11 protein-coding genes and 1 pseudogene are annotated in these 14,493 nt (G+C 51.1%); 3 read left to right on the forward strand and 9 right to left on the reverse strand.

What is annotated here, in order from left to right:
* Positions 1 to 151 precede the first annotated feature (151 nt).
* From QEH53_RS18680 to QEH53_RS18690, 3 genes are all read right to left on the reverse strand, one after another.
* Complete coding sequence (locus tag QEH53_RS18680) at positions 152 to 946, reverse strand: YihY/virulence factor BrkB family protein (protein ID WP_309024737.1); 795 nt, start codon at positions 944 to 946, stop codon at positions 152 to 154.
* A gap of 93 nt (positions 947 to 1,039) precedes the next feature.
* Complete coding sequence (locus QEH53_RS18685; RefSeq protein ID WP_309024738.1) at positions 1,040 to 1,720, reverse strand: hypothetical protein; 681 nt, start codon at positions 1,718 to 1,720, stop codon at positions 1,040 to 1,042.
* A gap of 153 nt (positions 1,721 to 1,873) precedes the next feature.
* Positions 1,874 to 2,767 carry a PRC-barrel domain-containing protein gene (locus tag QEH53_RS18690; protein WP_309024739.1) on the reverse strand — a complete coding sequence of 298 codons (894 nt, stop codon included), beginning with the start codon at positions 2,765 to 2,767 and terminating at the stop codon, positions 1,874 to 1,876.
* A gap of 452 nt (positions 2,768 to 3,219) precedes the next feature.
* Between QEH53_RS18690 and QEH53_RS18695 the strand changes: the two genes are divergently transcribed.
* Together QEH53_RS18695 and QEH53_RS18700 are read left to right on the forward strand one after the other, a co-directional pair.
* Positions 3,220 to 4,872, forward strand: coding sequence for a PRC-barrel domain-containing protein (locus QEH53_RS18695; RefSeq protein ID WP_309024740.1), 1,653 nt, complete (start codon positions 3,220 to 3,222; stop codon positions 4,870 to 4,872).
* 163 nt (positions 4,873 to 5,035) lie between these two features.
* Positions 5,036 to 5,194: a YqaE/Pmp3 family membrane protein gene (locus QEH53_RS18700; protein WP_309024741.1), complete on the forward strand. Its 159-nt coding sequence runs from the start codon at positions 5,036 to 5,038 to the stop codon at positions 5,192 to 5,194.
* 240 nt (positions 5,195 to 5,434) lie between these two features.
* Here the strand turns inward: QEH53_RS18700 and QEH53_RS18705 are convergent, their stop codons facing one another.
* The 4 genes and pseudogenes from QEH53_RS18705 to sbnA form a co-directional block, all read right to left on the reverse strand.
* Positions 5,435 to 6,799 carry a hypothetical protein gene (locus QEH53_RS18705; protein ID WP_309024742.1) on the reverse strand — a complete coding sequence of 455 codons (1,365 nt, stop codon included), beginning with the start codon at positions 6,797 to 6,799 and terminating at the stop codon, positions 5,435 to 5,437.
* 92 nt (positions 6,800 to 6,891) lie between these two features.
* Positions 6,892 to 7,743, reverse strand: a complete 852-nt coding sequence (locus QEH53_RS18710; protein ID WP_309024743.1) for a hypothetical protein — start codon at positions 7,741 to 7,743, stop codon at positions 6,892 to 6,894.
* A gap of 318 nt (positions 7,744 to 8,061) precedes the next feature.
* Positions 8,062 to 8,586: pseudogene (locus QEH53_RS24475) on the reverse strand (FAD/NAD(P)-binding protein); the annotation flags it as partial.
* 6 nt (positions 8,587 to 8,592) lie between these two features.
* A complete protein-coding gene (gene sbnA / locus QEH53_RS18715) occupies positions 8,593 to 9,675 on the reverse strand; it encodes a 2,3-diaminopropionate biosynthesis protein SbnA (protein WP_309024744.1) in 1,083 nt (360 codons plus the stop codon).
* Between the two features lie 558 nt (positions 9,676 to 10,233).
* On the opposite strand from sbnA, the gene QEH53_RS18720 reads away from it, so the two are divergent.
* The gene (locus QEH53_RS18720; RefSeq protein ID WP_309024745.1) at positions 10,234 to 11,277 is read left to right on the forward strand and encodes a transporter substrate-binding domain-containing protein; all 1,044 of its coding nucleotides are present in this window, start codon (positions 10,234 to 10,236) and stop codon (positions 11,275 to 11,277) included.
* A gap of 1,185 nt (positions 11,278 to 12,462) precedes the next feature.
* Here the strand turns inward: QEH53_RS18720 and QEH53_RS18725 are convergent.
* Positions 12,463 to 12,603 carry an entericidin A/B family lipoprotein gene (locus tag QEH53_RS18725; RefSeq protein WP_309024746.1) on the reverse strand — a complete coding sequence of 47 codons (141 nt, stop codon included), beginning with the start codon at positions 12,601 to 12,603 and terminating at the stop codon, positions 12,463 to 12,465.
* 87 nt (positions 12,604 to 12,690) lie between these two features.
* Entirely contained in the window at positions 12,691 to 14,331 is a 1,641-nt protein-coding gene (locus QEH53_RS18730; protein WP_309024747.1) for an AarF/UbiB family protein, read from the reverse strand.
* Positions 14,332 to 14,493 lie beyond the last annotated feature (162 nt).

The following is a 14,493-nucleotide window of genomic DNA, read 5'->3' on the forward strand; positions in this document are numbered from 1 at the left end:
TGGATTCACTCTATTTTTTGTCCCCAGTGAAGCATCAATTCAAGACGGTTCGAAAAGTACCAAATCAACCTAATCCTTCGCCATCGTCACACGCGGCGCCACAACGAAACGGGGCGTTAAAGATTCTTATCCAAAGAGTCACTTCGCCCATTCAATCTTCCGCGCGCGACTTTATCACTTTGCCCACTTCCGCTCCCACAAAAAATACTTGAGCAGAGAAGTAGACCCACAGAAGGACCACAATTAAAGAACCCGCCGCACCTTTGAGATCGTCTTGGCGAGACAGATAGATACTGAAAGCGTCCCGACCTAAGCCAAATAAACCCGCGGCTACTACAGCGCTCCAAAACGCAATACGCCAGGAGACCTCTACCGTGGGAAGCCACTTATAAAGTGCGGCGAAGAGTGCGGCCACTACTGCGAAAGAAGTTACGAATCCCACTATTAACCAAAGCCAATCTTCTCCCGGCAGATCAACCCGAACCGAGTCTACCACATACGCAAGAGCTGTATGTAGACCCAGCGATACGAGGAGCAGAAAAGCTACGACAAGGCACATCCCCAGCGCTATAATGCGTCGAGTGAGAGCAACCTTTATTGAATTCCCATCGCCCCTCGCGTTCCAAATCATATCAAGCGCTTCTTGGATCTCGTAAAATAAACGCGTCGCGCCCCACAGCAAGACCGCTCCGCTCAGCAACCCACCAAGTAAACCTGAACCCCAGCCTTCAGCGTTGCTAATGATCGATTGTATGAATTCCGCAGACTCTCGATCCGTTACATTGGCTATCTCGTTCGCGAGAAGTCCACGAGCCGCTTCATCGCCCAGTACAAAGCCTAGGATAGTGATCACTACTGTGAGCAGCGGAGCCAGAGACAGAGCCGTGTAAAAAGCTACCGCCGCGGAGAGACGCGGAGTGCCGTCCGCCATACAAGATTTGGCCACAGCCCAAATTACTTTAAACACTTTCTTAACCCTTTCCACTCTGCGAGCCCCCAACCGTAGTTACCTTCAACCTTTTCAACTTGTTCTGGACTCTTATCTAGCACGCCTCGCTTCACTCTCCCGCGATACGTAATCCTCCAACACCTCTAACCATTCGTCGAGGGCCTCCAACTCCTCTTCAGATAACGGATTATCCTTTAATCGAATTGGATGACTGAGACGGTTTCGGAGCTCGAGCAAGCGATCAACTCGAGAGGCGAAGCCACGCTTGCTTTCCTGCGGCGACGCCACCTGGTCCTTGACCTCGCCCCACTCCGAAAGGGCGACCTCTTTGAGATCACGTAAATAGAGGGCTGTCTCCTTCTCGATCTGACCCTCACTTTCTTCGTACAACTGAGAGGCTTTCACGCGAATCGATTCTGGGACTCCGCTGAACCACCAATTCTCACCATAACGACTTTTGAGATGACCGATTAACAATCGATAAAGGCTGACCTCGATTTCCTCAATCTTGCGTCGAGCCACGGCATTCGCACTTTCGTGCGTGCGACCCGGCGAAAATAGCTTAACTAACGAAACAATATCTCCCCGTGCTCCATAGTCCAAGGAGCCGAGACCAAAGTCATCCGGCAAAGATTCCTCGGATTCGGGCCTCAGCTGAGCGATGCGATATAAGGCTCCATTAGAGAGCTCTCCCAGTGGTTCATCGAGCCGCGAGCGGCGTAGCAGTTTTAAGGCTTCGAACAGCGTCGCCATCTCAGTCGTTTCAGTCATAATAACACGGGTCTATCAACCTATCTCGTCTGACCCTTTGCACAGCCCGCGCCATCCGGAGTCGAGGTCCTGCACGCGAAAAGGCGCCGACTCTAGAGCCGGCACCTTTGTTGTGAAATTCAGTTTCTTTCAGCTTTATGAGAATCTCACCCCCTAGCGGGCAGCATATTCATCAGTATCCTCTGAAATCACGATAATGTCATAACCATTGTGCAAGTACCACTGGTCCACATCGCCATCCTTGACAATCGGGGCGGACTCGAAATCTGGAGTGCCACCGGCAACCGACAGCTCAACAACTTCATCACTTACCATAAGGGATGGAACGCGAAGAGCAACCTTCTCAACATTAGGTTTAAAATCCCAGTCATCAGTCTCTAGATCTTCGACAATGGCGTAGGCATCTAGGGTATTCGGAATTTGTATGATGCTTTCGATTTCACCGATCTCATCACCACTCGAGCTCACGACATCGCGGCCTACGAGGTCAGAGCAGAACACTTGGTTCGCGCTGAGGCCCCTTTGATCAGATTTCTTCATATCGGTAGCCGGGTTTGATTCAATTAGGCTACTGTTTCCCTTGTCACTAGACTTTGAATACATAGGGCCAGCCTCGTATTCGGTAGCACTCCCAGACCACTGCAGTTCGCTCTCTCCAACGCCATGCCCTACCTCGGACACTGCTAGCAATCGAGATCCCGTAAACATACCTTGATTATCTAGGAGAATGTGGCTCACCTCACCCGTTTCCAAGTCTAGGACTGCATCTTGCACGCGACCGATGGCCTCGCCATCGCTCGATGAAACTCTCATCCCCTCCCAGTAAGAGACATCCATCAGCTTGTCAGCGCGCAAAGACTTAGCCATCCTTTTCTCAGCTTCCATGGGGTACTGGAGCTCCTCCGATCTACTCTCCTTGTAGTCCTCATCAGATGTTTTCGCGAGGCTGAACGGCGCAACGAGCGACAATGCAATTGCGATGGCTCCGACTTCAACAATTCCTCTATCGGTCGTGCTCTGATTGATGTCTTTATTTTCGTTCTTCATAATCGTCTTATCCCTTCGGTTTATTATGTTCATAACGAGTCCAGCCCCGCTTTATCTATGCCAACTTGAGTTTAATCGACCTCGATGTAAGTCATCGACACCTTGCGGACATCGAGTGCTGGCCGCTATTTATTTAGCAGCGGGCCTTGTTTGAATGGATTCTAATTTTTCCGATCCTTATTGCATATGGCACATTTCACCATGCGATCTGCAAAAGACTAAATCATGTTTTCCTACACCCGAATGCAGAAGTAGCACGTGAGTGGATCGTTGTGCAATTTGACCCCTTCTGAACGCCCATTAGATTTAGAAGGGACCAAACCAAAAGACACCTATCCGTTTGCCTACCTGACAGTTGCATACTCATCTAGAGTTAATACAATCGGATTGGCACGACACCTGCGGTTAGACACGTAAAGATAGACCTACGTAACAACCAACCGAGAAGGAAGATGAAAAATAAGAATTTACGAAACCGGACGAGTATCGTCGCAATTGCGGCCAGCCTGCTGCTCGCTCCCCTCACAATGTCCGCAGGATACGCCAAGAATACCGACCGTGATGCGACGCAGAATGACGCCGATCAGAGAATGGTCGAGATAAGTGGTTCTAAACTTAAAGTCGACGAAGTCAGCGGAGCCAATGTCGTAAATCGAGACGTGCAGAACTTGGGTGAAATCGAGGATGTAGTCTACAGCGAGATCGACGGAACGATAACACACGTCATCATCTCAACAGACGAGTGGTTCGACGGACGTACCGCCGTCATTCCCGTAGGTTCATTGGAACAAGCGGACGCTGAGCTTCGCGACAATTTTTTCGCAAAGCTGCGAGGTGGGATTTTCGTCCTCAACATGGAGGAAGATCAATTCGACCAAATCGCCACTTTCAAGCGAGGAACCGACCTCGAAGAATATTTAGAACAACAAGCCAGCGAACTCGCCTCAGTCCTCGAACTAGACGAAGCTGATGTCTTCGATAAAAACCTAAGCTACCACTCGGTCATCACTAATCGCTCAGCCGACGAGCACACTGACGGTCAGCTCGCAAACACCGATGATGCTCCGCAAGAGAGCTCGGGAGTGCGGCAGTACCGCTACAATGAGGACTCAGACGATTTGGAAAACCAAACTGTCGAGATTGACGGACAGGAGCTCCCCGGAACCGAACTGAAAGGGGTCGAAGTGGTCAATCACCTTGATGATAGGCTCGGTAAGGTTGTTGACATCATCGTGGACAGCAAGGGCAGCAAAGCCGACTATCTCGTCGTACGCACGGACAACTGGTTCGATGGCGACCACGCCGTCATCCCAGTCAAGTCTATCAAGTATCACGCAGATACAGACTCCCCCCATCCGGACGACGGCGCCAACTGGTGGATGGGGGATCATGTCGTACTCAGTATGACTGAGGACAAATTCGAGGATCTAGCAGACTACCGACGCGAAGAAGACCCAAACGTCTATATCAATCGAAACCGGGAGCGAATGAGCGACAGTTACAGTATTGCTGAAGCTTCCATGCCAGTGACAGGTACGTACTACGGTTTCGCATACACAGTCCCATACACAAGGGTCCCAACCGTACACGAAAGCCAACAAGCGGTACCGAGCGGCTACGGTCGCAGCGACAAGCCAAGCCAAGATCGAATTATAAGTCTTGGAGACAGCCGCGTGCGGATTAGCGAACTTAAGGACAAAAGCGTTAAGGACAAAAACGGTAAGAAAGTAGCCACCGTTTCCGACGCGATCGCTGACACAAGCTCGGGCAAAGTCGAGTTCCTCGTCCTCGAGAACGCCCGTAACGGAGGAAACACCATTGTACCCGTATCTTCGATCGAATCGTCAACTCAGGAAACGGAGCACGATCATAAAGGTGATGCTTGCGCGATCTGGAGCAACGAAGGACTTACACTAAGTTCCAAAGCCTCCGAATTCAAAGGTTGGGCGACCTTCGAGGCTCCAAGTGAGTTCAATTCATTTTTGGATGACAACGCCAGCTCACTCAGTGACGCATTCGGTATAGACGAAAGTGATTTCAAAGACTCTGACAAAGAATACGTCTTCATCTTCGAGTCTGGCGCTTACCAAACGGCTTCTCGCTAATCGGTAAACCCGAATCAAACCAATCTAGTTTAAACGTAAGTAAGCATTGCTTCTAGGGAGGCAGAACACGGTCTCCCTACTAGAGCGGCCATTTCACCACGGTTAAAGCTCGCATCAAAAAAATCTCAGATAAATCACATTAACTCCTAAAAATCCGCACACGATGGACCTCTTAAGAATAATACTATCAATAATACTTCCACCCGTTGGAGTATTCCTGCAAGTCGGTATCGGCTTTCATTTTTGGCTAAACATCCTGCTGACCATATTGGGATACATCCCTGGTGTCATTCACGCAGTATATATAATTGCTAAAAAATAGGCTTGCTCAAGTCACACGCACCTTTGGTCTTCGCCAGAGTGGTAGCATAAGCGCGCAATCCTAACTTACTAACATTCCAGTGGCGCGACTCGCTTTTGAAAAAGCGAGTCGCGTCCCATTGCATTCAGGTACAACCTACGCTCTATCAATCTCAAGGGATTGAAAACCCATCGAAGACCAAGTGCTGCACCTCAAACAATCCGATTCGGAAACGGACGCATCTCGGTCTTCGACTCGTAATTACCAGTCGATTTGGTCCAGTCTCACCTCTCTGGGTGTTACCACCAAATTTTTCGCTAAAGGGAATTGGTGCGACCGACTCTCCTTAAAGTGCATAAAGTATCCAGCCGTATTCGGGAAAACGACCAAGTCTCCCACTGCGATTCCTTCAGGGAATCGAAACTCCCGTAAGCTGAGAAACTCGGATTCCGTACAATAGGATCCTACCAAAAAGCCCGAATCGGTAGGCACTTCGCGTTGGTCGGGCATCGGGCGCGCGCAACGGTACAGAAGTGGGTCCGCAAAGAAGTCTACGCTACTCGTGCGGCACTGCGTATGATTCATCGCAAGGCCGACCAAAATTTGGCCGTTGCTGTGGCGCTTACGGTACGCAACTTCGGCGACCGTAACCCCACATCCGTCTAGGGCACTCCGACCTGGCTCCAACCGCAATTGCAGCCTTCGCCCAGCTAGGGAACCCCCTAACGTTTCTCCGCGTCGACTTGAGTTCACAATTTTAGCCAGCCACTCCTCCTGAACGAGCTCTTGATAAAACGGATATCGTTTCACGTTTCCGAAGAGACGTCCGTCGACAGAGACCCGCCCGTATCCGTCATTGTCAAATGTGACCGGATCGCCCGTGCCCAACAGAGCCGCATCGTGCCTCGACCAGAACCCTTGCCACTGCTCGGCACTCGCGAGATAAGAAATCGGAACACCTCCCCCGCAGTCAATAAACCCAAGTCGGACACCTTTCTTCTGTAATATCCAATCTGATACATCCAAACACTGCCAAAGGGCGGAGACGCGCTGTTGATAACAATATCCATCCAAATGGAAGTGCAGCCCAGCAAGCTCTAGATGCGCCAACACGTGGTCACTTAAAACACTTCCAATATCCCCTACCGGAAAACCAAAGCGGGATTCGAGCCTCAGGCCTGCATGCTCAAAGCCCGAAAGACGCAGTGCGACCTTCATCGTTTTTTGACTGTCCCGAGCGAGCGATACAGCAAGATCTATCTCGTCTGAGTTATCGAGAACCACACACACGTCTCTCTCCAGACATTTCGAAAGCAGCGAGCGGGACTTTACCGCGGCAGTACAAGCGATCTTTCCGGAGGCGACTCCACAACGCAGAGCCTGGTCTAGCTCGATTTCACTCGCAACGTCCACTCCGTATCCATTTTCTCTGCACGCATGTACGAAGGACAGGCACTTGTTCGCTTTGCGTGCGAAAAAAGTCGCTATGTCCAAATCGTGTGTACAACCCACCGTCTTCAACCTCTCGAGATTTCGAACAAACGGTTCGGTGTTGACGAGGTTGAAAGGAGAGCCGTGCAGATCGCGCCCTTTCTCTAAGATTTGACCGAACCTAGCATCCTTCATCCAAGGTTCGAGTCGAGCAGTTAACGGAGCAACTCCCTCCAACCTACTTCGCTCGAATCGGACCGCCGACTTTCTTCCACCATTCTGCATCGTCATCGCAGTGCGCGAACCTCAGGCTCAGACGCGTTCTCAACGCTAAGCTTAGCCCACTGGGAGATACCCTCTCTAGCGTTCCTTCCTAGGCTGTCATTTCCCAACAGCCACCCTTCCGTAGCCCGGCCAAAGTAATGCAAACGAGCGCTCGGCTGGCCGCTCTTACCTACCAATGCTCCACTTTTCGTTACCTCGACTCCACCGCTGGTGGGGTCACGACGCGCGATACCGAGCTCCACCAGACGCCCTATTAAAGAGCCCTTCGCGAAATCTTGAAACCCTGGTAAAACCGCATCCACATGAACATCCACCGATAAAGCGTAACGTTCGGTAATAAAGCGTTCCAAATCGTAATCGTATTGGTAATCTGGAGACTTTACAGCATTCAAGCGGACCACCCCTGCACCCATCAACGCCACAATCTTCTCCATGTTTTCTAAAGGCGGCCCGAATGCGATGCGTTCCATCTCGCGATGCATCTTCCAAAACGGCTCCCATTGGCCCTTTTCAAGACCTCCACGCTCTACTAATTGAGCAATGGCTGGATACAGCTGCCTCCAACTTTCGCCCAAAGCCCAGCCAGAATCCACAGCTCGACGACCTGCGGCAATACTGCAGGCTTTACTCATCTCATCGAAGATGTCCCACGGATCTGAACCTAGCTTCATCCACCCTTCCAACCACTCGGAAACATTGCCCCGGACACCACAGAGCCGCATTGCTCGCTCCGCGCTGTCTAATACGATCGGCCAAATGAGCCTCTGAAAAGAAACCGGTTCATCCGAAAGATGATCGGCCAACCAGCCACGCCCTTCGCTCCAAACAGTCCGTATGCTCGCGGGCAAGCTCATCCGGCTCGCTTCGGGTTTGCACCGCATCGGACGGCCCGTTCGGCAATAGGGGTATATAGAAGCTGGTTCGTAGCGACTTTTTATATATTTGTAACCGGTGCTCGTACGAAGAAAAGCTCCGCCTCTTCCTTGTGTCAAAGCGAGTGCGGCGTCGATAAAGCAAAGAGAAAACCCCCTCACAGCGACACGGCTGCCAGGAGGCACGCTAGCGGTCGATAACATCTTATCCACCGGAAACACATGAGGCACAGCTAAGCGGGTTTCTAAGGACATCGCTGATCCGCTCGACGGCGGCCTCCAGCCTTCATGCCCGGTAGCTACCACGACCTCATCAAACTCGTGCCACTTATCGAACGTTCGCAAAGACACCTCTTCTCTTCCCATTCCGATTTGATCAACTTTCTTGGGAACTATCGTAATCGAGCAGCCGAATTCCCCCAACTCCTCTACCACTTCTCTAAAACAATCCTGCAAGTAGTCACCTGCCACTGCTCTGGGAACATAAGACTCACCCTTCCAGACGGATTCTCCATTCGTAGCCAACCACTCTACCAACGATTGCGGACGTGGTCGTTCACGTAGGCTCCAGACGTCTATGTTCTCAGAAGCGTAGTTAATTCTCAAATACTCTGCTTGCCTCAAGTCGTACACGCAACCTGCACCGGGCCACGGGCATGGCTCGAAAATGGTAATGCTGTAGCGAGCAACCTTCCCTCCCGCGGCAATCTCATTCGCAAGTCGCTCCAAACAAAACAGACCGCGCGGGCCACAGCCCACTATACCTAGGCGCCTAGGCGTGCCCTCCCCTATCGAGGATCGATCGGTGAGATAAGGACCTATCATAGTGCTCTAATCCTTCGACTGCTCCAGGCATTCGACCCAATTGGCATCTACGAGTGATTGTAAGTCAGCTGGCTTCGCTCCGAGAGTGTCCTCCACCCACTGGTCTGAGTAAATCGTATCAAGATAGCGCATCCCTGAGTCGTGTAGGATAGCCACGCAACGTTTGCCGCTGAGCTGAGACTGCATAGATCGCACCGCTTCCAATACTCCTCCGGCAGAACCACCCACCAGCATCGCTTCACGCTCAGCTAGTCGCCTACAACCTACGACACAGCGCAGATCCGATACGCGGCAGTGAGTGTCGAAGGTCTGGCCCTCTGCCAGCTCCGGCATCACCCCTGCTCCCAGCCCCGGAATCTTCCTCCGTCCTTTCTCACCGCCAAATAGCACGCTGCCTTCTGCGTCAACCGCGACAACCTGCACCTTCGGTCGCCTCTCTATCAAAAAGTCGCGGCACCCTCTGGCTGTTCCGGTGCTGCTAGTGGCAACAAATACCACGTCGTATGAATCGCCTAACTTATCGTCGATTTCCTGTATCGTGCCCTCGAAGTGAGCTGCTGGATTCCGTTCGTTACCGTATTGATTAGTCCAATACGCGTCCGGATTGTCTCTGATGATTTGGCTAACTCGTAGAAGACGGGCAGAGAGAAAATCACCGTTAACCGGTTGCTCAACCCATTCAATCTCCGCTCCGAGAGCCTGCATAATCGCAACATTTTGGCGCTGTGCATTCGGATCGACCACGCAAATGAGCTTAAGCCCGTAGTAGCGACAAGCTTGAGCCAGACCGATTCCCATGTTGCCCGAGGTCGATTCCACCACAGTCTGACCCACCTCGAGCTCTCCGGATTCCAAGGCATCCTCGATCATCTTAAGGGCTGGTCTGTCTTTAGCACTTCCCCCAGGATTGCATGATTCCACCTTGGCGAACAACTCTACATCGGTTTGGTCGAGATACCGCGACAAGCGTACGAGGGGCGTGTCGCCCACCGCTCCGAGTATCCCTTCACATATTCCCTCATTTCGGAAACGTAACGTATCGAACCCGTAAGGATTCGAAGATGCAACAGAGTTAGGTATTTGGATCATCGATAAATTGGTTGAGTTCGTCTTTTGGTTGCTGGTCCATTTGCAAAGCTTGTGCCAAGCTGTTTCACCTATGATTTAAGAGGCCCTCAAACAACCGTCTCACAGGGCTACTTCTATAGCTGTTGGCTAAGCAATACCGCCAACTCTCACTTCCAACCAACGCAAGCTGAACAGAGCTCACAATGCACGAAGTTAAATGCAATCCGCCCCACGCAAATGCTCATGCGGGTAAGGGGATGCACGGTGAAACCATAGCATGTAAGCTGCAGGCCCATTCGCCTGATTAAGCCACCCGGACCCGACTTAGACCTTTCGATAAACGTTTGTGACTAGCCCGAGGCATGAACGTGCCGGCTGATGGGGATTTTCCCTTTTTGGATTAATCCAAGCGTAATCTAGGTTGTTGTAATCATCGTATCTAACAACCCTACAGACGCCCCATAGAAGTAGGCCTTCGATAGAGTTATATAATGTGGACTAAATCGATGTGCAATGAAACTCAATTAATTGCCGAGCTCCGAAATCTACTCCCCAATATAAACCATCGACAACCGCACTATGAAATTACTGACACTACTACTTTTCTTCCTAGGCCAAGCCGCTTTTTCCCAAGAGCTTATCGTAGCAACTAAGGAGACGCCCCCTTTCTCTATGAAAAATCAATCGGGGGCTTGGGAGGGATTGACCATCGACGTTTGGGAAAGGGTCGCTGCGGACGCCGGTATCGACTACCGGTACCAAGAAGCGACCCTCGAACGCATGCTTGAAGGCGTGTCCACTGCAGAATTTCAAGCAGCGGTTTCCGCGATCACCCTCACGAGCGAAAGGGAGAAGACACTCGATTTCTCGCATAGCTACTACAGCTCAGAACTCGGTGTGGCCGCCCACGCAGAGGCCGCAGGACTCAACTGGCTAGCCGTGATAAGTGCGTTTTTCTCATGGCAATTCTTCTCTGCTCTATTCGCACTGCTCCTTGTCCTCCTAAGCGCAGGGTTCGCAATCTGGCTATTCGAGCGACGGGCAAACCCAGAGCAGTTCGGCGGCGGTCGCCTGAATGGCATCGGAGACGGATTTTGGTGGTCGGCAGTGACGATGACCACAGTTGGATACGGTGACAAAGCTCCGGTAACCTTAGGGGGGCGACTGGTAGCCCTCGTGTGGATGTTCACCAGTATCATCGTGATATCCGGCTTCACTGCTTCGATCGCCACGTCCCTCACCGTGAATTCAATCGGTTCACCGATCGAAAGCGCCGATGATCTGGTTGGACGTAGAGTCGGGACTGTAGCTGGCTCTACAAGCGAATCCTACCTCGACGATCTCGGTGCAAAACCTGTATCGTATTCAAGTATTGAGGACGCAATCGATTCGCTCCAAAACAAGAGCATCAAAACCCTTGTTTACGACAAAGACCTGCTGACCTACTACTTTCCTGCCGACGACAGCCTGAACATCCTTCCGCTCAATCTACAATCTCAGGACTATGCTTTCGCTTTGAACGTCGCACCCGAGCAACGAGAGAGGATCAACCTGTCGTTGCTGGAGTTTCTTGAATCAGGCGGCCTCGCTGAGATAAAGGCAAAGTACCAGCTTGAGAACTGAGTGCGTCATCGTTCGCCAGAAGGTTCCAAGAACAAAGACGGTCCCACCAAAGCGGGACCGCCACTTGTGTCCTTCCTGTAGATGCTCCTCAGCACCTGTAGATGCTCCTCAGCACCTATATATCCCTTACGCCAATATCGCGCCAACTTGCTACCGTCAGAGGGAAATTAGTTGAATCGCCTTTCGACCCGCAGATTCGCCCCTGCAAAAGATGCAAACCGCATTCGAGCTAGTTGCACTTTGCTTACCCCGTTTGTTCCTTGCAGTGGCTCGAAGGAGTCTCCCATCCTCTTTGCCGCGAATTCATCGCCCCTTCCTCGACTCTGAAAAAAAAACTTTGGCTCAAACCGAGAGAGGGCACGGCATGTGCAAAATAGTAGTAGATAGAAAACGAGAAACGGAATCTAACTCTTAAACAACTGCAGCCCTGAAATTACTCATTCCACAGAATCCGTACCGACCTAGAGTTGAAAGTGTAGAGCTGAAAAGAGAGATACATGATGCTATCCTCCTTTGCCTATATATGAGATACCTCGCGGGCCTCCTTCCGAAGGCAGCCTCACAAAGTCCTCAGGATTGTGGAGCCCCCATCGGACATTATATCGACTCGGCCAATCGTAACCTGCGGGCGATTAGGTCATTCGCCAAGAAGTGCCACATCTACAGCTTTTTGGAACGCACGGGATTCTTAATTCGGTGGACTTCGGGGAGGAACACCACCCCTTTGGGCTTTTTCATGGAAAAGCCTCGATCCGTTTCCGATACACTAGAGGCACTTGAAACAGCAAGCATTATGCTGCGGGAGAGAACTCTCCGGAGAATAGAAAACAAAGCAGCAAGCACTTCATCACTCAAGCTAGCAGCGCAATCTATTCCCTTTATGGCAATCAGAGAAAAAATCGCGTTCGACAGCCTGCAGAGTACATATGTGCATAAAGAAACCCAATCCGCACGGGCGAGTTTCCCGATGAGGCGACCACTACGCGCAGCGCGAACGACTTAGCTATGATCGCATGGACTCCGATTGTTTATAGATAGACACTTACTACCAAGTTATACACATTTTAGATTACAGCGACCTCCGCTAAACAATTACAATTTAAGGGCTATATCCCTAAACGTAAATAAAATAAAGGGCCACTCATCAACGAATGGCCCTTTCATATTTTAGCTTTTTACTAGCGATTAATTTGAGGCGTCCTGGATCTCCTCACCGAGGTCTTCGACGTCCTCACCGACGCCACCAACTGTACCACATGCGACCAGCCCCAACATCGAGCTGATAAGTACGGACGCTAACATAATTCTGATGTATGATTTTTTCATTTATCTATATTTATTTGTTGTGACTAACTAAAAAACTTCTGCCAATCGATCGCCCCAGCTTACCCTGAAGCGCTGGGCAGACGCTACTTATTTGTCGTTGCTTAAGACAGTGTACGTGAAGCCAAGTGCCAGAATTCCCGAAACTATCATTATTGACATCGGGAACCCCGGATAACCGAAAATTGAGAACCCCGTTTCGATATCCATCATTAAGGAGGCGCCCACGATCATTGCTCCGATTATCGCGCCCATTGCGATCCTGTTTGCGATCTTTTGGAAACCGCGGATGAGCGCGACCTCGTCGACGGCATCAACATCGATGCGTAATCGATTCTCAGCCAGCAATCCCAAGATATCATTTACGCGCTGAGGCGAACGGGAAATAAGCTCCTTGAACTCCAACAACATTGAGAGAAGATCCCCCTGTTTGAGCGAGTTGAGAGAGCGTTCTCGCGCGATCGAGTTTAGGTTCCTTTGGATACTCGCGTTCGGGTTAAAAGTAGGAGCCAAGGCCATCCCAACCCGGTCCAGGTTTAGCAAGGTCTTGCCGAGGAGAGAAAGTTCGCGAGGAATCTCCAATCCTTGCTCCGCACAGATTCGCATTACATCCATCACAACGGAGCCAAACTTCAATTGCTGTACCTGGGCATCGTGGGCCCGTCCCAGCAAATCCGCGATTTCCCCCGTGAAAAGAGTGCGAGAAACTGCGTGAGCAGGAGAATCCGTCATCTTGAGAGCAACATCGCAAACGCGATCCGCGTCTTTCTCGCAGATACCCGTTAAAAGGGAAAAGAGCTTGTCTCTCATCGACTCACTCAAGCGACCCACCATGCCCAGATCTATCAAAGCAACACGGTGGTCACGGGTGACAAGTACATTCCCAGGATGCGGATCCGAATGATAAAATCCAACAACCAAGACCTGTCGCAAATAAGCTTTAAACATCTCCTCCGCGAGCGCCTCCCCGTCGAGTTCTGTCATCGCTACGCCCGACAGATCGGTGACCTTGACCCCGTCAATCATCTCCATCGTCAGGACCTTGGCGCTGCAATAACCATCAACCGGCTTCGGTACGATCAATCGGGGATAGTCTTTCACGATTTCCCTCATCGTATTCAAATTCTGGGCTTCCAACGTGTAATCAAGCTCGTCGGCGATACTCCTCTGAAATTGCTCGATGATACCTGAGAAACGGTAGCGCTGGCCGAGCTCCGAATGATTGTCCGCGTAATCGGCAATCGCCGACAGCGCCTCTAAATCTGTATTAATCCGCTCAGTCACATCCGGTCGTTGGACCTTCACGACAACCTCCGTTCCATCTCTCAATACGGCGCGGTGCACTTGTCCCAGCGATGCCGACGCGATTGGCGTGTCCTCGAAACTCTGGAACGCCTTGGAAATCCGAACGTTCAACTCGGTTTCCAGAGCCTCCCGAATTGTTTCAATCGGGAGCGGGTCTACATCGTCCTGCAAACGCTCCAGACTTTCGATATATCGCTTCGGCAAAAGATCGCCTCTGGTGGAAATGAGTTGTCCCAACTTTACGAAGGTCGGTCCCATCTCCTCCAACGAACTTGCGAATTTTTCGGGCGCTTCTTTGTCCTTACTCGTTTCCGCTTTCGCTTCAGCTCCGAAGTTCGCCTGCTCGACTATAGCAGGCTTGGCGTACTTGATGAAGAGCCAGGCTATCTTTTGGTAAAGCTGTAGATGCTTCGGAGAGAGGGTCATATGGAGGAATGAACCTCGCAGGAACAGCGCCACCCAAGCTTTCCAGACCTCTAACGAGGCCAATGCCCCGAGCGGCCCGTCGCCACTCCTCATTCTTGAAATGGCATTTTGCAATAAACCCACCCCAATAAGTGCACAATGCATCTACAGTCCAAATCCTTT

The organism is Pelagicoccus sp. SDUM812002 (assembly GCF_031127835.1).
Lineage (GTDB): Bacteria > Verrucomicrobiota > Verrucomicrobiia > Opitutales > Opitutaceae > Pelagicoccus.